General features: G+C 66.6%; 24 protein-coding genes and 2 tRNA genes. 16 read left to right on the top strand and 10 right to left on the bottom strand.

Features of this window, described 5'->3' with window-relative positions:
* Nucleotides 1-37 precede the first annotated feature (37 nt).
* Both VPH47_RS19980 and VPH47_RS19975 read right to left on the bottom strand, forming a co-directional pair.
* Nucleotides 38-346, bottom strand: coding sequence for an addiction module antidote protein (locus VPH47_RS19980; protein WP_004136660.1), 309 nt, complete (start codon nucleotides 344-346; stop codon nucleotides 38-40).
* A gap of 38 nt (nucleotides 347-384) precedes the next feature.
* Nucleotides 385-675, bottom strand: coding sequence for a type II toxin-antitoxin system RelE/ParE family toxin (locus VPH47_RS19975; RefSeq protein WP_368851651.1), 291 nt, complete (start codon nucleotides 673-675; stop codon nucleotides 385-387).
* 247 nt (nucleotides 676-922) lie between these two features.
* On the opposite strand from VPH47_RS19975, the gene dusA reads away from it, so the two are divergent.
* The 4 genes from dusA to VPH47_RS19955 all read left to right on the top strand — a co-directional run bounded on the left by dusA (nucleotide 923) and on the right by VPH47_RS19955 (nucleotide 4,749).
* Entirely contained in the window at nucleotides 923-1,954 is a 1,032-nt protein-coding gene (gene dusA / locus VPH47_RS19970) for a tRNA dihydrouridine(20/20a) synthase DusA (RefSeq protein WP_368851650.1), read from the top strand.
* 213 nt (nucleotides 1,955-2,167) lie between these two features.
* Entirely contained in the window at nucleotides 2,168-2,542 is a 375-nt protein-coding gene (locus VPH47_RS19965; protein WP_110710766.1) for a hypothetical protein, read from the top strand.
* 73 nt (nucleotides 2,543-2,615) lie between these two features.
* Entirely contained in the window at nucleotides 2,616-3,299 is a 684-nt protein-coding gene (locus tag VPH47_RS19960) for a response regulator transcription factor (protein WP_004136763.1), read from the top strand.
* Between the two features lie 25 nt (nucleotides 3,300-3,324).
* Nucleotides 3,325-4,749 (top strand): sensor histidine kinase, encoded by a 1,425-nt coding sequence (locus VPH47_RS19955; protein ID WP_094001618.1) that lies wholly within the window; start codon nucleotides 3,325-3,327, stop codon nucleotides 4,747-4,749.
* A gap of 298 nt (nucleotides 4,750-5,047) precedes the next feature.
* Here the strand turns inward: VPH47_RS19955 and VPH47_RS19950 are convergent, their stop codons facing one another.
* The gene (locus tag VPH47_RS19950; protein WP_368851649.1) at nucleotides 5,048-5,797 is read right to left on the bottom strand and encodes a zinc-dependent peptidase; all 750 of its coding nucleotides are present in this window, start codon (nucleotides 5,795-5,797) and stop codon (nucleotides 5,048-5,050) included.
* Between the two features lie 8 nt (nucleotides 5,798-5,805).
* A complete protein-coding gene (locus VPH47_RS19945; protein WP_110710769.1) occupies nucleotides 5,806-6,090 on the bottom strand; it encodes a hypothetical protein in 285 nt (94 codons plus the stop codon).
* A 144-nt stretch (nucleotides 6,091-6,234) separates the two neighbouring features.
* Between VPH47_RS19945 and birA the strand changes: the two genes are divergently transcribed.
* The 4 genes from birA to VPH47_RS19925 all read left to right on the top strand — a co-directional run bounded on the left by birA (nucleotide 6,235) and on the right by VPH47_RS19925 (nucleotide 8,911).
* Complete coding sequence (gene birA / locus VPH47_RS19940) at nucleotides 6,235-7,203, top strand: bifunctional biotin--[acetyl-CoA-carboxylase] ligase/biotin operon repressor BirA (protein ID WP_368851647.1); 969 nt, start codon at nucleotides 6,235-6,237, stop codon at nucleotides 7,201-7,203.
* Nucleotides 7,200-7,931 (top strand): type III pantothenate kinase, encoded by a 732-nt coding sequence (locus VPH47_RS19935; RefSeq protein WP_368851646.1) that lies wholly within the window; start codon nucleotides 7,200-7,202, stop codon nucleotides 7,929-7,931. Before birA ends, VPH47_RS19935 begins: the two co-directional genes overlap by 4 nt.
* 9 nt (nucleotides 7,932-7,940) lie before the next feature.
* Complete coding sequence (locus VPH47_RS19930; protein WP_368851645.1) at nucleotides 7,941-8,795, top strand: SPOR domain-containing protein; 855 nt, start codon at nucleotides 7,941-7,943, stop codon at nucleotides 8,793-8,795.
* Nucleotides 8,796-8,835: 40 nt separating this feature from the next.
* Nucleotides 8,836-8,911 (top strand) — tRNA-Thr (locus tag VPH47_RS19925).
* Between the two features lie 57 nt (nucleotides 8,912-8,968).
* Here the strand turns inward: VPH47_RS19925 and VPH47_RS19920 are convergent.
* A complete protein-coding gene (locus VPH47_RS19920) occupies nucleotides 8,969-9,613 on the bottom strand; it encodes a hypothetical protein (protein WP_368851644.1) in 645 nt (214 codons plus the stop codon).
* Nucleotides 9,614-9,791: 178 nt separating this feature from the next.
* Here VPH47_RS19920 and VPH47_RS19915 point away from each other — a divergent pair.
* Nucleotides 9,792-9,865: transfer RNA gene (locus tag VPH47_RS19915), tRNA-OTHER, on the top strand.
* A 47-nt stretch (nucleotides 9,866-9,912) separates the two neighbouring features.
* Here VPH47_RS19915 and VPH47_RS19910 read toward each other — a convergent pair.
* From VPH47_RS19910 to VPH47_RS19900, 3 genes are all read right to left on the bottom strand, one after another.
* Nucleotides 9,913-10,524, bottom strand: coding sequence for a DUF1629 domain-containing protein (locus tag VPH47_RS19910; RefSeq protein ID WP_368851643.1), 612 nt, complete (start codon nucleotides 10,522-10,524; stop codon nucleotides 9,913-9,915).
* Nucleotides 10,525-10,657: 133 nt separating this feature from the next.
* Entirely contained in the window at nucleotides 10,658-11,281 is a 624-nt protein-coding gene (locus VPH47_RS19905; RefSeq protein ID WP_368851641.1) for a hypothetical protein, read from the bottom strand.
* A gap of 266 nt (nucleotides 11,282-11,547) precedes the next feature.
* The gene (locus tag VPH47_RS19900) at nucleotides 11,548-11,955 is read right to left on the bottom strand and encodes a hypothetical protein (protein ID WP_368851639.1); all 408 of its coding nucleotides are present in this window, start codon (nucleotides 11,953-11,955) and stop codon (nucleotides 11,548-11,550) included.
* A 581-nt stretch (nucleotides 11,956-12,536) separates the two neighbouring features.
* On the opposite strand from VPH47_RS19900, the gene VPH47_RS19895 reads away from it, so the two are divergent.
* Nucleotides 12,537-13,481, top strand: coding sequence for an ankyrin repeat domain-containing protein (locus tag VPH47_RS19895; protein WP_368851638.1), 945 nt, complete (start codon nucleotides 12,537-12,539; stop codon nucleotides 13,479-13,481).
* An 18-nt stretch (nucleotides 13,482-13,499) separates the two neighbouring features.
* Here VPH47_RS19895 and VPH47_RS19890 read toward each other — a convergent pair whose 3' ends face one another.
* Nucleotides 13,500-13,889 (bottom strand): hypothetical protein, encoded by a 390-nt coding sequence (locus VPH47_RS19890; RefSeq protein ID WP_368851637.1) that lies wholly within the window; start codon nucleotides 13,887-13,889, stop codon nucleotides 13,500-13,502.
* A gap of 90 nt (nucleotides 13,890-13,979) precedes the next feature.
* Between VPH47_RS19890 and rocF the strand changes: the two genes are divergently transcribed.
* The 3 genes from rocF (at nucleotide 13,980) to VPH47_RS19875 (ending at nucleotide 15,623) form a co-directional block, all read left to right on the top strand.
* Entirely contained in the window at nucleotides 13,980-14,900 is a 921-nt protein-coding gene (gene rocF, locus VPH47_RS19885; protein ID WP_049431469.1) for an arginase, read from the top strand.
* Between the two features lie 162 nt (nucleotides 14,901-15,062).
* Nucleotides 15,063-15,200 (top strand): entericidin A/B family lipoprotein, encoded by a 138-nt coding sequence (locus VPH47_RS19880; protein WP_008266021.1) that lies wholly within the window; start codon nucleotides 15,063-15,065, stop codon nucleotides 15,198-15,200.
* A gap of 201 nt (nucleotides 15,201-15,401) precedes the next feature.
* The gene (locus VPH47_RS19875; protein ID WP_004137109.1) at nucleotides 15,402-15,623 is read left to right on the top strand and encodes a CsbD family protein; all 222 of its coding nucleotides are present in this window, start codon (nucleotides 15,402-15,404) and stop codon (nucleotides 15,621-15,623) included.
* A 73-nt stretch (nucleotides 15,624-15,696) separates the two neighbouring features.
* On the opposite strand, the gene VPH47_RS19870 is transcribed toward VPH47_RS19875, so the two are convergent.
* Entirely contained in the window at nucleotides 15,697-16,491 is a 795-nt protein-coding gene (locus VPH47_RS19870) for a hypothetical protein (RefSeq protein ID WP_368851636.1), read from the bottom strand.
* Nucleotides 16,492-16,599: 108 nt separating this feature from the next.
* Here VPH47_RS19870 and VPH47_RS19865 point away from each other — a divergent pair, with 108 nt between their 5' ends.
* The 3 genes from VPH47_RS19865 to VPH47_RS19855 all read left to right on the top strand — a co-directional run bounded on the left by VPH47_RS19865 (nucleotide 16,600) and on the right by VPH47_RS19855 (nucleotide 19,421).
* The gene (locus VPH47_RS19865) at nucleotides 16,600-17,892 is read left to right on the top strand and encodes a tryptophan--tRNA ligase (RefSeq protein ID WP_153856754.1); all 1,293 of its coding nucleotides are present in this window, start codon (nucleotides 16,600-16,602) and stop codon (nucleotides 17,890-17,892) included.
* Nucleotides 17,893-18,029: 137 nt separating this feature from the next.
* Complete coding sequence (locus VPH47_RS19860) at nucleotides 18,030-18,332, top strand: hypothetical protein (RefSeq protein ID WP_014035662.1); 303 nt, start codon at nucleotides 18,030-18,032, stop codon at nucleotides 18,330-18,332.
* Between the two features lie 156 nt (nucleotides 18,333-18,488).
* Nucleotides 18,489-19,421, top strand: coding sequence for an MBL fold metallo-hydrolase (locus VPH47_RS19855; protein ID WP_368851635.1), 933 nt, complete (start codon nucleotides 18,489-18,491; stop codon nucleotides 19,419-19,421).
* The last annotated feature ends 135 nt before the right edge of the window (nucleotides 19,422-19,556 follow it).

Raw genomic sequence — 19,556 nt, 5'->3', positions numbered from 1 at the left:
AGCGCCGGGCCATGCCCGGCGAGCGCAGTGGCTGCGATCAGGCGGTGCCAGCGGGTTGCTTGTCGGCTTGCACGATGAGATGCACCCCGAGCGCTGACAGTACCCGCTGCACGGTGTCGAAGCGTGGGTGTGCTCCGGGGCGCAGCGCCTTGTACAGGCTCTCGCGTCCAAGACCGGAGACCTCCGCAACGCCGCCCATGCCACGGGCACGTGCCACTGTTCCGAGTGCCTCTTGGAAGTGGCCCGCATCACCTGCTGCCAAGGCCTCGCTCAGATAGGTGGCGATTGCGACGTCATCATCCAGATAGTCGGCGGGATCGAAGGGAATCGTCTTCAGCTTGCTCATGGGGAGAGTCCTGGGAACGGCATGGAATCGAATGGTGGCTACAGCAACTCCGCGAGCCTGACCGCTTTTTCGATATCGCGACGCTGGCTCGACTTGTCGCCACCGTGCAGGAGCACGACGATGGATCTCCCGCGGCGTGTGAAACACACGCGATATCCCGGTCCATGGTTGATACGCAGTTCGCTCACGCCATGACCCACCGATCGAACATCTCCCTCGAGACCGCGGGCGACGCGCTGCAGGCGTTCCACGATCATGGCCCGGGTCCCGCTGTTATTGAGCCCGCGCAGCCAGCGCGTGAACGTCTCTGTTGCCTGGAGGGTTGCCATCCATGAATCGTATCCATAAGGATACATCGTTCAATTGGTATCTGCGTCAATGCGTGGCGTACTGCGCTGAACCCGCTGGTCGTATCCATGGAGAACGCGAATCCCAAGCTCCCCGAGGGCAGGAAGCGTCCGCCTCCGCCCCCCAGCCCGCCGCGGCCGCCAGCGGGAGCCGGGCCCAACCGGCGCTCGCCGCGCGGCTGACCGGGCGCATTCAGCCGCGCGGTGTAAACTATTGATCTCACTGGCAATGCCAGTCTCCACGATCAATGCCCCGATGACGTCCGCCACCGCCCGTTACGCCGATTCCCTGCGCCTGTCCGTTGCCCCGATGATGGACTGGACGGACCGCCATTGCCGCGTGTTCCATCGGGTGCTGGCGCCGGGCGCACGCCTGTACACGGAAATGGTGCATGCCAACGCGGTCATCCACGGCGATCGCGAGCGCCTGCTCGGCTTCGACCGCAGCGAACAGCCGCTGGCGCTGCAGCTGGGCGGCAGCGATCCGGCCTTGCTGGCGCAGGCCGCGCGCATTGCCGCCGAGTGGGGCTATGACGAGGTCAACCTCAACTGCGGCTGCCCGTCCGACCGCGTGCAGGCCGGGCGTTTTGGCGCCTGCTTGATGCGTGAGCCGGCGCTGGTGGCCGAATGCGTCGCGGCCATGGTCGACGCGGTTGATATCCCGGTGACGGTGAAGTGCCGCCTGGGCGTGGACGAGGACAACGACTACGACGTGTTTGCCAGCTTCGTCGACCGCCAGGTTGCCGCCGGTGCGGCGATGGTGGTGGTGCATGCGCGCAACGCGTGGCTGAAGGGCCTGTCGCCGAAGGAGAACCGCGAGGTTCCGCCGCTGAAGTACGACTGGGCCTACCGCCTGAAGCAGGAGCGCCCGGCACTGCCGGTGGTGCTCAACGGTGGCCTGGCCAGCCTCGAGGCGGTACAGGCGCAGGCCGCGCACGTCGATGGCGTGATGCTGGGCCGCGCGGCCTACCACGACCCCTACCTGCTGCATCAGCTGGAGGCGCTGCATACCGGCGCCCCGCTGCAGGCCCGTGGTGACCTGCTGCGCGCGCTGCGCCCCTACGTGGAAGCGCGGCTGGGCGAAGGCCTGGCACTGAAGCACATTACCCGCCACCTGCTCGGCCTGTTCCACGGCCAGCCCGGTGGCCGCGCATTCCGCCAGGTGCTGAGCGAGGGCGCACACCGCCCGGGCGCCGACTGGAGCCTGGTCGAACAGGCCTTGGCCGTCACCGAGCGCGACGCTGATCGCGCCGCAGCGTGACGGCAGTCACACTCCCGGCTTGACAAGGGACGGCGATTCGTCCCGAATGTTCACTTAGCTGAACGACGCGGGCGAAGGGCCGGAAAAGTTCAGACCGGATTCACTGCCCCAAACCAAGAATTTGCAAAGGATTTGTAAAACGCCGGGTCCCGAACCCGGCACCCGGATTTACGACTTTTGAACGAATCGCCGAGCTCGGCTAGGATCGCATCGATGTCTTCCGCTCCCTTCCATTGCCGCATTGCCCTGGCCACCTGCGTGGTGCTGTCGGCTGTGCCGCTGTCTTCGGCGCTGGCGCAACAGCCGCCGCGTGGCGAGCAGGCGAGGGCGGAGATGATGGAGCGGGGCGAGCGTGGCAATCGTGGCGACGAGCGATCGCTGTCCGATGCCGTGCGCCGCGTGCAGCGCACCACCGGCGGTCACATCCTCGGCGCCGAGCGTGTGCCGTTCGATGGTCGTGACATCAACCGGGTGAAGTACATGGACGACCGGGGCCGGGTCCGCTACATGGACGACCCTGCCCCGTCGCGTTCACAGCCGCGCACGCCGCGGTCGGATATGTCATCACTACGCGGCGATAACCCCTGAACAGGGATAGTCGTCGTTATCAACCCGTACCCCACAGGCCTCCGGGCCACACCCAGGACACTAGGGAGAGTTCATGCGTATCCTTCTGGTCGAAGACGAAGCCCCGCTGCGTGAGACCCTGGCAGCCCGGCTCAAGCGCGAAGGCTTTGCCGTCGATGCTGCGCAGGACGGCGAGGAAGGCCTCTACATGGGGCGCGAAGTCCCGTTCGATGTCGGCATCATCGACCTCGGCCTGCCCAAGATGTCGGGCATGGAGCTGATCAAGGCCCTGCGTGATGAAGGCAAGAAGTTCCCGGTGCTGATCCTGACCGCGCGTTCGAGCTGGCAGGACAAGGTCGAGGGCCTGAAGCAGGGCGCCGACGACTACCTGGTCAAGCCGTTCCACGTCGAAGAACTGCTGGCCCGCGTCAACGCGCTGCTGCGCCGCGCCGCTGGCTGGAGCAAGCCGACGCTGGAATGCGGCCCGGTTGCGCTGGATCTCGCCGCCCAGACCGTCAGCGTCGCCGGCAGCAATGTCGACCTGACCAGCTACGAGTACAAGGTGCTGGAGTACCTGATGATGCATGCCGGTGAACTGGTCTCCAAGGCCGACCTCACCGAGCACATCTACCAGCAGGACTTCGACCGCGACTCGAACGTGCTGGAGGTCTTCATCGGCCGCCTGCGCAAGAAGCTGGACCCGGATGGCGAGCTGAAGCCGATCGAGACCGTGCGCGGCCGCGGCTACCGTTTCGCGATCCCGCGCAACGAGGGCTGAGCCGGCTCACCCTGGCGATTACACGATGTCCGGCCGTCTGTGGTTCTTCCGACGCTGGCGGCCGCGCTCACTGCAGGCGCGCCAGATGTTCGCCGCGTCCGTGGGTCTGGTCGCGTTCCTGGCGCTGGCCGGTTACGCGCTCGACGCCGCCTTCGCCGATACGGCGAAGGCGAACCTGCGTGAGCGCCTGAAGAACTACGCCACCGCCTATGCGGCCGGCATCGATTTCACCCGCGACCGCTCGCTGTACATCCGCGAGCAGCCGCCGGATTCGCGCTTCGACGTGCCGGGCAGTGGCCTGTACCTGCAGGTGGTGATGCCGCACGGCAAGGGCAACTCGATGTCCGCCGAAGGCCCGATGCTGCCCACCGTCGGCGGCGGCCTGCTGGCACCACGCCAGGAAGTGTTCGAAGGCCCGCTGCCGATGATCCAGATCGATGGCAGCCAGGGCTCGGTGTACCGCTATGGCCTGGGCCTGGTGTGGGACGCCGACGCCGACCCCGCCACCGAATTCCCGTACACCATCTACGTGATGGAAGACTCACGCGCGCTGGGCGCGCAGCTGCGCGTGTTCCGCAGCCGGGTCTGGTTCTACCTCGGCGGCATCGGCCTGATCCTGCTGCTGCTGCAGACCGTCATCCTGCAGTGGAGCCTGCGCCCGCTGCGCCGCGTGATCACCGAGCTGACCAAGGTGCAGCGCGGCGAGACCGAGCGCATGAGCGAGCGCCACCCGCGCGAGCTGGAACCGCTGACCGACAGCATCAACGCCTTCATCGAAAGCGAGCGCGAGAACCTGGAGCGCCAGCGCAACACCCTGGCCGATCTGGCGCACAGCCTGAAGACGCCGATCGCGGTGCTGCGCACGCAGATGGACAGCGGCGCCGGCGACGGCGCGCTGCGCGAGGAACTGGACGTGCAGCTGCAGCGCATGAACAATCTGGTCTCGTACCAGCTGGCACGCGCTGCGTCGTCGGGCCACAAGCTGTTCTCCGCGCCGCTGCCGATCGAATCCAACGCCGAGGAAATCGTGCGGGGCCTGGAAAAGGTCTATGCCTCCAAGGGCGTGCTGTGCGAATTCGACATCGACCCGGCCGCGCGCTTCCATGGCGAACCGGGTGACCTGCAGGAACTGCTCGGCAACCTGCTGGAAAACGCCTTCAAGTGGGCCAACCGCCGCGTGCTGCTGACCGCGCAGCCGCTGCCGGCTCCGAACGCACGTCGCGCCGGCCTGCTGCTGGCGGTGGACGACGATGGCCCGGGCATTGCCCCTGACGACATCGGCAAGGTGCTGCAGCGTGGCGTCCGTGGCGACGAGCGCGTGCAGGGACACGGCATCGGCCTGTCGATCGTGCAGGACCTGATCAAGGATTACCGCGGAGAACTGGCCGTAGGCCGCTCCAGCGAGCTGGGTGGGGCGCGCTTCGAAGTGCGCCTGCCGCCGGGACCGTAAGCCGCGCGCTCCCGTCCGCCGGGCATCGCCTGGCGCAACAACGCGTGGTGTTCCGGTAGTGCCGGCCGTTGGCTGGCAACCTCATGATCTTCGGTGGCAGTGCCAGGTTGCCGGCCAGCGGCCGGCACTACCGCAATTCGATCTTCGGCGGCTCGCCATAGAACCGCCGCAGCTGCGCGCTCCCGCCCGCCGGGTATCGCCTGGCGCAACAACGCGTGGTGTTCCGGTAGTGCCGGCCGCTGGCCGGCAACCTCATGATCTTCGGTGGCGGTGCCAAGGTGCCGGCCAGCGGCCGGCACTACCGTGTTTCGATCGTCGGCGGCTTGCCATAGAACCGCCGCAGCTGCGCGGCCACTTCCGGCAACGCCTGCTGCAGCAGATCCGGCGCCGAGAAGTGGTACTCGCTGGCCACCGCGAAAAACTCTTCCGGCGCCTCGGCCGCATACGGATCGATCAGCGTTTCCTCGCCTGCGTCCACCTGTGCACAGAAGGCGTCGTAGGCGCGCTGGAAAATGCCCGCCCATTCGCGCTGCCATTCGCGCGGCAGCGGCGGCGTGCCGTCCATCGCACCATCCAGTGCATCCAGCTTGTGCACCATCTCGTGCACCGCCACGCAGTAGCCCTCGTGCGGCGCCGCCAGGTCGGCCTGCACATCGGCCCAGGACAGGATCAACGGACCGCTGTCCCACGACTCGCCAATCAGTTCGTCATCCCATTCGTGCAGCACGCCGGCCGCATCCATGTGGCTGCGATGTACGCGGAATGCATCGGGGTAGACGATCAGCTGCGACCAGCCTTCCAGGCCCACTTCGCCGAACTCCAGCAGCGGCAGGCAGCACAGTGCGGCCAGCAGCACACCGTCACCGGCCTGCAGCTGCAGCTCGCCGATCGGGGTAATGGTCTTCTCGTGCAGGAAGCGTGTGGCCAGTACGCGCAATCGCGCGCGGCGTTCGTCGTCCAGACCGTGCAGCCAGGCGGCGCGGCGGCAGGCCTCATTCCACAGTACATCGTCGATCGGCCGCGGCGCAGGCCGCAGCCACCGCAGCAACGACTTGATCAGCGGAACATTCCCGGCAGGTAGCTGTGCCACTTCGGTGCGCGGATGCGCTGCAGCACGTCGTCGTCGCTGCCACCGCCGCCGGTGCTGGTGGCACTGCTGGCGGCCGGGCGTACTGCCGCCGGCTTGGTGGTGGCTGACGAGGCGGTCGCGGTCGGTGCGCGCTGAGAGGCGGCATCACCGTTGGACGACACGCAGGCGCCGCGGCTGTCGTCCAGCGCTGCTGTGGCAGACGCCGCGAAGGGCATCATCAGCAGGATCAGGCAATGGGCATAACGGCGCATTGACGACATCCACGTTAAGGGAAGGTGAGTTCCCGATTCTAGCCCGAACTTGCCACTCCGTTGGAAGCCCCCGCGGAACCCAGCGTGGCGGGCGTCGCTGGCGGCTTTCCCGCATAATTCCTTCCTGACTTCGTGGAAGCTGCCGTGGACGATCGCCAATTGCTGGCCAAACTCGCTGCCGGTCGCCTGTCCGGCGACGCCCTGGCCCGTGAGCTGGGCCAGACCCGGGCGGCCATTTGGAAGCGTATTCAAGGACTTAGAGCCGCCGGTGTGGACGTCGAGGGCCGCGCCGGCGAAGGCTATGGCCTGACCCGCCCGGTCGACCTGCTGGACCCGGACGCGATCCGTGCTGGCCTGCCTGCCGGGGTTCTGCCGCTGCTGCACGACCTGCAGGTGGCCTGGACGGTCGACTCGACCAACGCCGAATTGCTGCGTTGCAGCGCGCCCCAGCGCGGGGTGAGCGTCCTGCTGGCCGAGCGCCAGACCGGTGGCCGTGGCCGTCGTGGCCGTACCTGGGCCTCGCCGCTGGCCGCGCATATCTACCTGTCGGTGCTGCGCCTGTACTCCGGTGGCCTTGGCCGCCTGGCCGGGCTGAGCCTGGTGGCCGGTATCGCCGTGGCCGAAGCGCTGCACGACCTGGGCTATACCCAGGCGCAGCTGAAATGGCCGAACGACCTGATCGTCGATGGCCGCCGCAAGCTGGTCGGCCTGCTCGCAGAAGGTGGTGGCGAATACGCGGGCCCGGCGCGCGCGGTGATCGGCATCGGCATCAACACGCACATGCCGCCGTCGTTCGCCGAGCAGATCACCCAGCCGTGGGTGGACCTGGATACGCTGGCCGGCAAGCCGGTGGACCGCAACGTGGTCGTTGCTGCCGTGCTGACGCGCCTGCTGCCGGCGCTGGAAGAATTCGATCGCGAAGGCCTCGCTCCGTTCCTGCCGCGCTACGCCGCGTTCGACATGCTGGCCGGCCGCGAAGTGCGCGTGGAACTGGACGGACAGTGGCAGCACGGCACCGCACTTGGCCTGGCTGACGACGGCGCGCTGCGCGTGCGCATCGATGGCCAGGAACGCCTGCTGCACGCCGGCGAAGTCAGCGTGAGGGCGGCATGAGCGATTGGTTGTTCGACCTGGGCAACTCGCGCTTCAAGTTCGCGCCGTTGCAGGGGGACCGTGCCGGCGACGTGCAGGCCTGGGCGCACGGCGCCGAAGGCATGGCCGGGCAGCCGCCGCACAGCCTGCCCAGCGGCACCACCGCGTTCGTGGCCAGCGTGGCCGCGCCGTCGCTGACCAGCGCCATGCTGGACCAGCTGCAGCGCCGCTTCGAGCATGTGCATGTGGTGCGCACCAGCGCCGAATGCGCGGGCGTGCGCATTGCCTATGCCAAGCCGGAAAAATTCGGTGTCGATCGCTTCCTGGCCCTGCTGGCCGCTGCCAAGGCGCTGCGCCCGGTGCTGGTGGTTGGCGTGGGCACCGCCTTGACGATCGACCTGCTCGACGCCGACGGCCAGCACCACGGCGGCCGCATTTCCGCGTCGCCCACGACCATGCGTGAAGCGCTGCATGCCCGTGCCGTGCAGCTGCCCGCGACCGGCGGCGACTACAGCGAATTTGCCAACGACACCGCTGACGCGCTGGCCTCCGGCTGCGACGGTGCGGCGGTGGCGCTGATCGAACGCAGCGCGCAGCAGGCGCATGCGCTGCTGGGCGTGGCACCGTCGCTGCTGGTGCACGGTGGCGGCGCACCGGCGCTGATGCCGCTGCTGCCTGGCGCCGACTACCACCCGTCGCTGGTGCTGGATGGCCTCGCCCGCTGGGCGGTGCACCAGCCCGCAGGCTAGTATCCGCGCATGCTGACCCGTGCCCTGATCGTCGTACTGGCCATCCTCAATCTTGGCGTCGCCTGCTGGTGGCTGCTGCGCGATGCACCGCAGAAGCCTGCGCCGCCGCCGCAACCCGCTGGCGTGGCCGAGCTGCGCTGGGTGCCCGGTGGCGTTGATGCAACCGCGGCCGCCGCAGCCACGGTTGCCGCCCCGGCCTCGCCGCTGGTGGAACGCGAACCCGCGGCGAAGACCACCGTGGCTGCGACGCCTGCGCCAGCCGTGCCGGCAAAGCAGGACGTTGCCAAGCCGCAGACGGCCGAGGCTGCGCCTGCCGCTGCATCGATTGCCGCCGCTGCCAAACCCGTGGCGGCGCCCGCACCGGCACCGGAAAAGCCCGCAGCTCCGCCTGCGGCTGCCGAGCCGCCGCGCTGTATCGCGCTGGGTCCGTTCGCCGACCGTGCCGCCGCGACCAGTGCACAGGGCAAGGCCGGTGCTGTGCTCAACCAGGTGCGCCTGCGCGAACAGCCTGCTGCCAGCGGCGGCGCCCGCTACCGGGTGATGCTGCCGGCCGCCGCCAATCGCGACGAGGCGCAGGCCACGGTGAAGCGCATCGTCGCCGCTGGCCTGAGCGACTATTACATCATCAGCCAGGGCGAGGAAGCCAACGCTGTGGCGCTGGGCCAGTACCGCAACCGCGAAGGCGCCGAGCGCCGCATGGCAGCGGTGCAGGCCGCAGGCTTCCAGCCGCGCCTGGTCGCCAGCGGCGACGCCGGCCAATGGTGGCTGGAAGGGCAGCTGGCGGCAGGCACGCAGCCGGCCCAGGCCCAGCAGCGCAGCGGGGCGGCGCAGAGCCGGTCGCTGGAATGCGCGCGATTGCGCTAGAATCCCCTGACCGCGGCGCTGCCGCCGGTGCACCACCCATGCCGCTTTAGCTCAGTTGGTAGAGCAACTGTCTTGTAAACAGTAGGTCATCCGTTCGATTCGGATAAGCGGCACCACTCCGCCGGCAGGGTGGGCAGAACGACCGGCAGGAACGTCACCTGAGTCGCCGGCGCCTAGCCCAATGGATGCCGGAACGATTCCCTCTTCAATCGGGAAAACACCGTGAATGCCTCATCGTCCAGTTGTGAACTGGCGAAGAACTCACGTCGGTCCAGATAGCCGGGCGTGTCGCCCATCGGTACCTCCACGCGGCTTCCGTTGCTGCGGTCGATAATCTCGCAGTACCAGGTTTCGCCGCATGCACGGCCCAGCACGCGATGCACGCGTATCGCGTGCGTGGCGGAGCGCTGGCTCAGCTTCTTGACCAGCGCGCGGCTGGTGAATCCGCTTTCCAGGGTCTGCACGCGCGCCGCTTCAATATGCTCTCTGACTGCATCAGCGCCGGGTAAGCTGAGCAGTACGTCAGTGAGTGCTTCCAGCAGCGCCTCGTCCTTGCAGCGCGCCTCCAAGGCATCGAATCGTGCGAAGTCGAAATCCTCGATGTAACGCGAGGTCGTTCCCAGCATGCCGTCGAAAATCTCATCCTCGCCACGAGGTCCGAAGCCGATCGCTATCTTGCTGCTGCGATTCAACTCAATGCCGGGCAGGAATGCCATGAATACCTCGGCCACATGGTGTGCGGTGTGCCGGAAGGGCGCCGCGCCGGGCGGTTGCACGGCGAAACAGGTTGTGCTCAGGTCAAGCTGGCGGAGTTTCATTGACTGCGTCCGATGCAGTGAGATCGAGATTGTAAGACGCCGTGTCAGGTGCAGCGCAACGGCATCGCTGCACGTCGTTCTGACCCTGGATTGGATCAATGCAGCCTTCCGGAAGCGTTCGAGTCCGTGTATCGCTCCCTCCAGGGTTCGCGGGCCCGGCTGCCGGCGTACCTCGCATGCCGCTTCAGCTCGGTAGATGGAGCAAGTGCCTGTAAACAGTAGGCCATCCGTTCGATTCGGATAAGCGCACCATCCTCGGATGTTTTTACCGGGACACTGTCATCTGGTCGGGATCTGATTCACGCATGGCCACGGTAGGGCATGAAACGCCGTTCGGCGCGGAAGAACCCCAACCCCGTGTCGCCCCTGAAGCCTGAGTCGATCATCAGATCGGCCAGGCCTGCCGAAATCAATAGATCCCCGGACTGTGCCTCCCGGGCGATCCGGCCCATATCCGGGGGCGCATCGAGAAACCAGGTCTGGTTGAAGTAGATGATGTTGCCGTCATCGTCCCGCTCGGCTTCAGAGCGGGCGTGGTCGATGGCTTCGACGCTCCTGGAAGCGTTGACGATATAGAACCGTTGATCGACATCCTGCTGGTCGGCCACCAGATGCCGGGGTTCGATGAGCTCGATGTCAGTCGGCGCCTGGGCGTTGAGAAAGTCCGCCAGACGCTCCGATATCAAGGGAATGCCGCCCAGCAGCCACAGGCAGTCATACTTCAGCAGCTTCTGTGCGCTGCACTGGAAAAACACGGGTGGCCTGTCCATCCCTCGCGGATAGGGCTGCCCGTCCAGCAGGGCGAGGTAGTCGAAGTTGGAGCAGGACGCCTCATAGGAGCCGATGCGGGCGTCATAGGCGCCAATCAGCTTCTCGTTGTAGTGGATCGGGGTCTTCCAGCTCAGGATCATCTGTTTGTCCCACTTCCGACGAGCGCTCGTTCGGGCGGCTGCCCTTGGGCAAGCGTACTAGGAAGACAACGGCGTCGTTGTCTTTGCGGCAATGCCATGCGCTGCCCACATTCAGGTGGTGGGTCCGCCCGCTTCACTCCAGCTCCGCCATCAACCTCCTGTTGAACGAATCCTTCTGTTCCCGATGGTTGGTGTAGCCGAGGGTCTTCTCGCTCAGGATCCTTGCAACAGTGTCGACATCGGGTCTGATGCCATTGCTGCGCAAGGCGGAATGGATGATTGGAACCGGATAGGAGTAGCGCTCGGGCCTGGCAAGCACATCGTTCACCAGTCCGGGGCTGAGGTCGAAGAGGTTGGAGATGATCGGCAAGTCGGTCTCCAGGAGCCTCTGGAGTAATCCGCGACAGACACGTTCAACGCCTTGCTCCGTGACAGGCAGTAGAGGACAGGCCTCGCGCTCGCTGACGGTTGACATGCAATACGCCAGTTTCGCGTTTGCCAGGTTGGATGGGTATGGCGGATCCATGCGTTCGAGTTCCATCTGCAGGATCGGATGCTCGGCGAGGACGATGGTTTCATAGCTCCTGGTGTTGGCCAGATACTCGAAATGCAGGGTTGCAACAGCTCCCGACCGATGCTTGATTGCGACCTTGTTTTTGCTGACCACCAGCCCGGGATGGCCTGCCAGCTCGAGTTTCAGATGAGCTTTGAGCGCATTCTCAAATGTGTTGCGCAGTTCCTTCAAAGAGCGTTCCATCGTTCCTGTTCCTGGGGGCGATTGATGTTCTGCGGTGGGAGTATTGAACGAAACGTACTTCGACGCGCGCACCGTAGGCGGCGCGCGGTGGACGTGATCATCCCGGAAACACCACCGCCGCGCGAATCAGTTTCGTGCAGCTGCAGCTCAACGAGAACAGGATTCAGGTTTGGAATGGGTGTACTCATCCCAGCGGCGGCCTGTTTGATCTGGGGGCCGGGGAAGGGACGTTGGGAACCTGCGTGCCGGGATCCCGGTATTCCGCTTTACGGAGCCCCACGCACCTGCAACGCCACATACTCGGCCAGCCCCCGGCAGGCCAGCATCAGCCCTTCGCGCGCACCGTCGCCGATATCGTCTTTCTCTTCCCCGTCCACGCGAACGCGCTCGGCGGCGTGATACAGCTCCAGCAGTGACACGAGGCCGACGGCAGCGCGGTCCCTGCGTGCGGCGGCCACGGCGTGGCCCGGTGTGCTTGCCGACCCTTGCCACGGCTGTCCGTCGGCGGCATCACCGGCGCGGATGCGCTGCAGGCAGCTGGGTAGGCTGATCGGCGCGGGCGCCTCGTTCGCAGCGGCGAAGGCCGCTTCCAACGGCTGCGCCAGTTCCGGCGGCAGGCGCAGGGCGGCCTCGCCCAGGGTGGCGGTCAGGTAGGGGTGATGGGCGTTGGACATGCGGGCATCCTCGTCGGGAACAGAGGTGCCGCCACGACAGGGTGGCGGGCGATGCGTGGCTTCCAAGACCGGGTCAACGAATCGGCGGGCACGAGGCCCCCACGCACCGCCCGCCGTCGATCGGCGAACGGATTGCCAGCCGGCGCCGTACTTGGGAGGACGACGCCGGCTGGCAAGCGTATACATCGTTGACAACACGGGCTTGGAAGTCCCGACCACCCTTGCAGGTGGCGATTCATCATGCGCACGCAGAATCCCCGCCTGCCAGTCGTTTGTTTCGATGGCATCGGGTGATCCGAGAGGAAAAATGAATTATCGCGATTGGCTTGTTCTGCGCAGTTGCATGGCAAAAGCGACATATCGCGCAGCGCTGGAACGTGCCGGCATATAGCCCATCGCAGCACAGCCACCTGTACGCAGGGCGAAACGACGTGTAAAGCCAACTTAACTGCCCGCACAGTTCACCCACCCGATCATCATAAGCGGCCAACGGCATCGGTGCTGCACGCCGGCACAAAGTGGCCCCGGCGTTGCGATGGCACTAAGCTGCCGGGCCTGTGCCAACCCTAGGGAAGCCCCCCATGTCCCACCTCCTGGCCAAGGCGGCCGAACAACAGGATCTCGACCGTATCGATGCGCTGCTGGATGCCGGCGCGGACATCGAGTGGCAGCACAAGGGCACTGGGCGCACACCGTTGTTGTCGGCGGTGATCGCCGGAAAGACTGACGCGGTGGCGCGGCTGCTGGACCGCGGTGCCAACATCGAGCATGCCTGCACGGCGGTGGGCTTTACCGCACTGGGATGGGCGGCCGAGCGCAACGACGCAGACATCGGACGCCTGCTGATCGCACGCGGCGCCTCGCTGGACGCGGCCTCGCCGGAGCTGCATCGCACTCCGCTGATGGTGGCGGCGCAGGGCGGTCATCTGCCGATGGTCGAGCTGCTGCTGGCTGGCGGTGCTGATGTTGCACGCGTGGATTTCGAAGGACGCAATGCGCTGTCGCTGGCCGAAGCGCGCGGGCATGCGGCTGTGGTGCAGTGCCTGCAGGCAGCGGGCGCGCAGATGCCACCGATGCTGGAGGAGGCGCCGCCGCTTGCGTGGCCTGAACCGGCCGCAGAAGGGGAACCGGCAGCCGTGGTGCGTGGCTATATGCTGGCCTGCCATGCATGGGAAACGCGTGGTTACCGTGATGCCAAGGCCGGTGGAGACCTGCTCGGTAGTGCAGCATTCCAACAGGAGCGCGCGGACATCCTCGCGGCTTGGTGTACCGAGCGGAAGCGGGTGTATTCCACGGGCATGTCGGTGGCCAATCCGCCGGTGCACGTGCCGGAGGATCTACTGGCCGCCGTCGGTCAGCCGACGGCCTCCAAGGCCGAAGTGCTGGTATGTGACCATGCACAGAAATCCCGCGCGCTGCGTTACGAGCGCCTGTTCGTGCTCAAGCGCGTGGCAGGGCAGTGGCGTATCGACGTGCTGAAGAAGCGCCTGTTCCGCACCGAAGCGTGGTCGTCGGCGATTCTCTGAGCGCGACCCGAAGTGCCGTCAGCCGGCGGCGCTGTACAGCACTACCCATGCCAGCATCAGGGCGAACATGCCGGCGAACGTCAGGCCAAACCACAGCGCCGCCACCTTCACGTTGCCGATCAACGCTGCCAGCATCCGCTGCGGCTCGCTCTTCAGGATCGGATATTCGGCGTGTGCCTTGCGCACACGCTGCCAGCCAAGCCCAAGGAACACCAGGATGGAGAACGGCGCCAGCAGGAGCGCCGTCTGGATCAGCCAGCCGTGGTGTGGCGCATCGACCGTGCTGTTCAACAGAACCGCAAAAAGGGCGATGGGCAGCGCCACGGTGAAAAAGCGCGGCCAGGCAGTGTTGATGAAGGGCGACATCGCAATCTTCCATGAAGGGCGGTCGGGTCCGCGCGGCATCATGCCATGCCAATGCCCTGCTGCACCGCCGCGAGTGGTGTCACACAGCTCTGGCTAGACTGTGCTTCTTTTTCCCCACCGCAGGAGGCACCCATGGCCCATCCCATCTCCGTATCCCTGATTGGCGTTCCCACCGATGTCGGTGCGGGCCATCGCGGTGCACGGCTGGGGCCGGAAGCGCTGCGCGTGGCGGGCCTGCCGGAGGCGCTGGAGGCGCGCGGCGTGGACGTGCGCGACCTGGGCAACCTGGATGGCCCGCGCAACCCGTGGACCGCGCCGGTGGAAGGCTACCGCCACCTGGATGAAGTGGTGGCGTGGAACCATGCGCTGATGGAAGCCAGCTATGCCGAACTGCAGGCCGGCCGCATGCCGATCATGCTCGGCGGCGACCACTGCCTGGGCATCGGTTCGATCACCGCGGTGGCGCGCTGGTGTCGCGAGCAGGGCAAGACCCTGCGCGTGCTGTGGCTGGATGCGCATTCGGATTTCAACACCAGCGACGTGACTCCGTCGGGCAACATCCATGGCATGCCGGTGGCCTGCCTGTGCGGCCTCGGCCCGGACGCGCTGACCCGTCTTGGTGGCAGTGCACCGGCGATCACCCCGGCGCAGATGCACCAGATCGGCATCCGCTCGGTGGACCCGGAAGAGAAGCGCCTGATCAAGACCCACAAGGTCGATGTCTACGACATGCGCTACATCGACGAGAATGGCATGAAGCGCGCGGTGGAAGCCGCACTGGCCGGGATCGACGAGAACACCCACCTGCACGTCAGCTTCGATGTCGACTTCCTCGACCCGAGCATCGCACCGGGCGTGGGCACCACGGTGCCGGGTGGGGTGAACTACCGCGAGGCGCAGCTGGTGATGGAAATGATTGCCGACACCGGGCGCATGGGGTCGTTGGACATCGTCGAGCTCAACCCCTTGCTGGACAAGCAGAATGCCACCGCCGAACTGGCCGTGGACCTGGTCGAAAGCCTGTTCGGCAAGTCCACCCTGATGCGCGACTGAGCACCTGGCCTGAACGGATCGTCGATCCGTTCACACCCGCTCCACGCCGCTGCCGCCAGATTGCACTTCACGCGGCGGTGGTGGGCGTTGGCCTTCTCCCGCCGAGCGAAAGAATCCCATCCGCGAATGAAGCGGTGTAGCGGCAAACCCAAGGAGAAGCCCATGAAGCGCGTAGTTGCCCTGATGCTGTTGTCGATGTTCTCGGTGGCCCTGCTGGCCGGTTGCAACACCATTGCCGGTGCCGGCAAGGACGTGCAGAAGGCGGGTGAGAAGGTTGAGGACACCGCCAAGGGCCGTTGAGCCCTGCACGGAACGGAAAGAGAAAAGGCCGGGGTTTCCCCGGCCTTTTTTGTGCGTGCTTTTCGCTGCGTGCTGTCGAAGCGGAGTGAACCATTCAAGCAGGTGAGCAGCGTTTTCATGGTCGGTTGACCGCTGCCCAACGGCTGCTGCGCGAAGCTGGAGCCACGGTAAGAACGCCGTTGCAACCAAGGACTCCCAGCAATGAACAAAGACATCATTTCCGGCAAGTGGTCGCAGCTGAAGGGCAAGGCCCAGGCCAAGTGGGGCGATCTGACCAACGACGACTTCGATGTGGCCGAAGGCAATGCCGAGTATCTGGCCGGCCGCCTGCAGGAACGTTATGGCTGGGCCAAGGACCGCGCCGAGAAGGAAGTCCGTGAGTTCCAGGACAGCGTGAGCAAGGACTATCCGGACTACAAGTAAGCCGCTTTCGTTTCCCCCGCAGCACAACGCCCGCACCGTGAGGTAGCGGGCGTTGTGCTGTCTGGGCGGGCGATCAGCGTACCGGCGGATCCGGCACGTAGCGGTTGGGGAAGGCCTGCGGTTCGCGCGGCAGGCGCGACGGCGAATCCACCAGGATGCCGCGCGCGCGCAGGTTGCGGGCGCTGTCGTAGCGCAGCTGCAGCACCTGTGCGGGACTACGGCTGGCACGCTCGAAGTCGGTATCGCGCACCGAGGACTGTTCGCGTGCACCATGGCCGGTGCCCAGCGCTGGCGCCTGCGACTTGTTGGCGTAGCCCTCGATGCGGCTGGCGCTTGCGTCAGCGGCCGCTTCGGCGGCCGGTGCCGGCGCAGGCAGGCCACGGCGCAGGATCGGCTGCGGATACCAGCGGCGCGCCTCCTCGAACACGGCCACGCCGACCACGCCGATGTTGTCCGGGCGGCCGGTGCGGCTGGCATAGCTGCCGCTGGGGCTGCTGAACACGAACTGCGCCACTTCGTCCTGGCTCTTGCGCCAGCCGGTGATGTCGGCGCGCTGGCCGGGGTTGAGCACGTAGCCGGTCTGCGAAGGATCGGCATCTTCGCCGGAGATGGCGTTGACGCCGTCTACCGACAGCACCACCAGCACCCGGCGCGGGCTGTCGTTGTACAGGCGCACGGCGTAGCGATGGCCGCGCTCGCCGGCCACCCAGCGTTGGCCCTGGGCCGGGTAGCTGCGCAGTTCGGTGCCACGGTCGCGGTCGACCAGGGCCATGCGCACGGGGCCGCCTTCGTACACCGGCGGCGGGGGCGGGGCCGGGCGGAAACCGGCCAGGGGCAGGATCAGCAGCAGGGGCAGCAGGCGTTTCATCGGGCGTCTCCAGCGGGGTTGCGTGAATGAACGCACCGCAGGCCCTGACGGGGTTGGTGGCGTGCAAGGTAAACTGGCCCCGTTCATCGAAGGTTACCCCACGCAGTCATGACGACCCGAGTCCTTACCGGCATCACCCCCTCCGGCACGCCCCATCTGGGCAACTACGTTGGCGCCATCCGTCCGGCCATCGCGGCCAGCCGTGCGCCGGGGATCGAGAGCTTCTTCTTCCTGGCCGACCTGCACAGCCTGATCAAGTCGCAGGACCCGCAGCGCACCCAGCGCGCGACCCTGGAGATCGCGGCCAGCTGGCTGGCCTGCGGCCTGGACCCGGAACACGTGTGGTTCTACCGCCAGAGCGACATCCGCGAGACCACCGAGCTGATGTGGTTCCTGACCGCCATCGCCAGCAAGGGCATCCTCAACCGCGCGCACGCCTACAAGGCGGCGGTGGACAAGAACCGCGAGGAAGGCGTGGACGAGGATGCGGGCGTCAGCGCCGGCCTGTTCATGTACCCGGTGCTGATGGCCGCCGACATCCTGATCTTCAAGGCCAACCAGGTACCGGTGGGCCGTGACCAGATCCAGCACATCGAGATGGCGCGCGATTTCGCGCAGCGCTTCAACCACGTGTACGGCAAGGAGTATTTCCCGCTGCCGGACGTGGTGATCGACGAGCAGGTGGCGACGCTGGCGGGCCTCGACGGCCGCAAGATGAGCAAGAGCTACCACAACACCATTCCGCTGTTCGTGCCGCGCGAGGAGCTGAAGAAGCTGGTGTTCTCGATCCTGACCGACTCGCGCGCACCGGGCGAGCCGAAGGACACCGAAGGCTCGGCGCTGTTCCAGATGTACCAGGCGTTCGCCACCCCGGAACAGACCGCGGAGTTCGCCAGGGCGTTCGCCGCGGGCATCAGCTGGGGCGATGCCAAGCAGCAGCTGTTCGAGCGCATCGACAGCGAGCTGTCGCCGCTGCGCGAGCGCTACAACGCGCTGATGGCCGAGCCGGAGAAGATCGAAGCATTGCTCAAGCGCCGCGGCCAGCAGCTGCGCGAGCAGCTGGCGGCACCGCTGCTGGACGAGCTGCGCCATGCGGTGGGCCTGCGCGACCTGTCCACTGCGGGAGACATCGCCAGCGAGGATGCCGGCGTGGCCCGCGTGGCACCGCCGCTGTTCAAGCAGTACCGCGAAAAGGATGGCCGTTTCTACTTCAAGCTGACCGCCGGTGACGGCACGCTGCTGATCCAGAGCGAAGGCTTCGATTCGCCGCGCGATGCGGGCCAGCTGATCGCGGTGATCAAGCAGGCCGAGCAGGGTGACCAGCTGCAGAGCGAGCTGTTCAAGCTGGACGCCGAGGTCGATGTCGTGCTGGCTGCCTTGGCCGTGCTGCGCGAAGCGTAAGGGGTAGTGCCGGCCGCTGGCCGGCAACTGCACGTTCCCCAGGTTCTCGGAAATGCCGGCCAGCGGCCGGCACTACCACGGCATTGACCCATGGCATGATGTCCACGCGCCTCCGGCGCGATGACATGGAGTCTGCGATGGCCTGGTTGTCGCTGCTGCTGTTCCTGCCCTGGTTCCTGCTGCTGGGCAGCCTGTACTGGCTGTTCCCGCGCCAGCCGCGTACCGCGCGGCGGCGCCTGTTCGATGGCACCACCCTGGTATTGGCGTTCGCGCTGAGCATCGTGTCGATGCTGTGGGGCTACCGCATCGGCGTGGTGCAGCCCGGCGCTGGCCCAATCTGGCCGCAGGTGCTGGCGGTGCTGTATGCCTACGGGGCGTTCCTGGCGGTGCTGGTGCTGGCCCTGTTGCTGCGGCCGCGGTTCGCATTGCGCTCCGGCTGATCGGTAGTGCTGGCCGCTGGCCGGCACATGCATTCTCCTGGTTATCCCGAGGTTGCCGGCCCGCGGCCGGCACTACCCGACCAAAGCCGCATCGAACCCGGGCCGCCTGCGCGCCTACCATGGGGGTCTGTTCCCGATCCTGCCAGGTGCGTGCCGATGACCGCCGACCCCAGCATCCACACCATCGATACCGGCTTCCAGCGCCCGGATTTCGACGCGGCTTACCTGATCGTTGAAAACGGCCGCGCCGCGTTCGTCGACTGCGGCACCGGCCTGTCGGTACCGGCGATGCTGCAGGCGCTGGCGGATGCCGGCCTGGGCGTGGAGGCGGTGGACTGGCTGCTGCTCACCCACGTGCATCTGGATCATGCGGGCGGTGCAGGCCTGCTGATGCAGCAGTTGCCGAATGCGAAGGCGGTGCTGCACCCGCGCGGTGCACCGCACATGATCGATCCGGCCCGCCTGATTGCGGGTGCGACGGCGGTGTACGGCGCCGAAGAGATCGCGCGCAGCTATGGCCGCATCGAGGCGATTCCGGAGCACCGTGTGGTGGTGGCCGAAGACGGCCACCGCATCGACCTGGCCGGCCGCGAGCTGGTGCTGCTGCATACCCCGGGCCACGCGCTGCACCACTACTGCGTGTGGGATGCGCGCAGCCGCAGCTGGTTCACCGGCGATACGTTCGGCATCTCCTACCGCGAGCTGGACAGTGCGCAGGGCGCTTTCATCTTCCCGACCTCCTCGCCGGTGCAGTTCGACCCGGAGGCGATGAAGGCTTCGATCCGGCGCATGCTCGATTACGCGCCGCAGGCGATGTACCTGACCCACTATGGGCGCGTGCAGCAGGTTGAAAAGCTGGCCGAAGACCTGTTCGAGCAGATCGATGCGATGGCCGCCATCGGCCGCCAGTGCGACGGGCGACCGGACCGCCACCGCTGCCTGCTGGCCGCGCTGCAGGCGCTGTACCTGGAACGTGCACAGCTGCATGGCTGTGCGCTGGACGATGCCGCGGTGACTGCAGTGCTGGCGATGGACATCGGACTCAACGCGCAGGGCCTGGCGTGCTGGCTGGACCGCGTATCGCGCTGACCTGGGCGCGCCCTGTCGGCGGGAATCCGGTGTGCCACTGGTAGATCCACGCCATGCGTGGATGACATGGGCCCATGCTGCGCCGTGATGTCACGACCACGTTACACTCTGGTGACTTCCAAGCTAGCCGTGGTA

Origin of the sequence: Stenotrophomonas sp. WED208, assembly GCF_040984485.1 — a bacterium.
Classification (GTDB): domain Bacteria; phylum Pseudomonadota; class Gammaproteobacteria; order Xanthomonadales; family Xanthomonadaceae; genus Stenotrophomonas; species Stenotrophomonas riyadhensis.
Note: the sequence above shows the minus strand (reverse complement) of the source record. Positions and strands in the feature narration are given on the sequence as shown.

Excerpts from the sequence above, each read along its gene's own strand:
- VPH47_RS19960 (WP_004136763.1), top strand. The coding sequence starts at position 2,616 with ATGCGTATCCTTCTGGTCGAAGACGAAGCCCCGCTGCGTGAGACCCTG.
- VPH47_RS19875 (WP_004137109.1), top strand. The coding sequence starts at position 15,402 with ATGAACAAAGACATCATTTCCGGCAAGTGGTCGCAGCTGAAGGGCAAG.
- VPH47_RS19965 (WP_110710766.1), top strand. The coding sequence starts at position 2,168 with ATGTCTTCCGCTCCCTTCCATTGCCGCATTGCCCTGGCCACCTGCGTG.
- VPH47_RS19880 (WP_008266021.1), top strand. The coding sequence starts at position 15,063 with ATGAAGCGCGTAGTTGCCCTGATGCTGTTGTCGATGTTCTCGGTGGCC.
- VPH47_RS19930 (WP_368851645.1), top strand. The coding sequence starts at position 7,941 with ATGCTGACCCGTGCCCTGATCGTCGTACTGGCCATCCTCAATCTTGGC.
- VPH47_RS19975 (WP_368851651.1), bottom strand. The coding sequence starts at position 675 with ATGGCAACCCTCCAGGCAACAGAGACGTTCACGCGCTGGCTGCGCGGG.
- VPH47_RS19910 (WP_368851643.1), bottom strand. The coding sequence starts at position 10,524 with ATGATCCTGAGCTGGAAGACCCCGATCCACTACAACGAGAAGCTGATT.
- VPH47_RS19870 (WP_368851636.1), bottom strand. The coding sequence starts at position 16,491 with ATGAAACGCCTGCTGCCCCTGCTGCTGATCCTGCCCCTGGCCGGTTTC.
- VPH47_RS19920 (WP_368851644.1), bottom strand. The coding sequence starts at position 9,613 with ATGAAACTCCGCCAGCTTGACCTGAGCACAACCTGTTTCGCCGTGCAA.
- VPH47_RS19895 (WP_368851638.1), top strand. The coding sequence starts at position 12,537 with ATGTCCCACCTCCTGGCCAAGGCGGCCGAACAACAGGATCTCGACCGT.
- VPH47_RS19855 (WP_368851635.1), top strand. The coding sequence starts at position 18,489 with ATGACCGCCGACCCCAGCATCCACACCATCGATACCGGCTTCCAGCGC.
- VPH47_RS19860 (WP_014035662.1), top strand. The coding sequence starts at position 18,030 with ATGGCCTGGTTGTCGCTGCTGCTGTTCCTGCCCTGGTTCCTGCTGCTG.
- VPH47_RS19945 (WP_110710769.1), bottom strand. The coding sequence starts at position 6,090 with ATGCGCCGTTATGCCCATTGCCTGATCCTGCTGATGATGCCCTTCGCG.
- dusA (WP_368851650.1), top strand. The coding sequence starts at position 923 with ATGCCAGTCTCCACGATCAATGCCCCGATGACGTCCGCCACCGCCCGT.
- rocF (WP_049431469.1), top strand. The coding sequence starts at position 13,980 with ATGGCCCATCCCATCTCCGTATCCCTGATTGGCGTTCCCACCGATGTC.
- VPH47_RS19900 (WP_368851639.1), bottom strand. The coding sequence starts at position 11,955 with ATGTCCAACGCCCATCACCCCTACCTGACCGCCACCCTGGGCGAGGCC.
- VPH47_RS19865 (WP_153856754.1), top strand. The coding sequence starts at position 16,600 with ATGACGACCCGAGTCCTTACCGGCATCACCCCCTCCGGCACGCCCCAT.
- VPH47_RS19905 (WP_368851641.1), bottom strand. The coding sequence starts at position 11,281 with ATGGAACGCTCTTTGAAGGAACTGCGCAACACATTTGAGAATGCGCTC.
- VPH47_RS19890 (WP_368851637.1), bottom strand. The coding sequence starts at position 13,889 with ATGATGCCGCGCGGACCCGACCGCCCTTCATGGAAGATTGCGATGTCG.
- VPH47_RS19955 (WP_094001618.1), top strand. The coding sequence starts at position 3,325 with ATGTCCGGCCGTCTGTGGTTCTTCCGACGCTGGCGGCCGCGCTCACTG.
- VPH47_RS19935 (WP_368851646.1), top strand. The coding sequence starts at position 7,200 with ATGAGCGATTGGTTGTTCGACCTGGGCAACTCGCGCTTCAAGTTCGCG.
- VPH47_RS19980 (WP_004136660.1), bottom strand. The coding sequence starts at position 346 with ATGAGCAAGCTGAAGACGATTCCCTTCGATCCCGCCGACTATCTGGAT.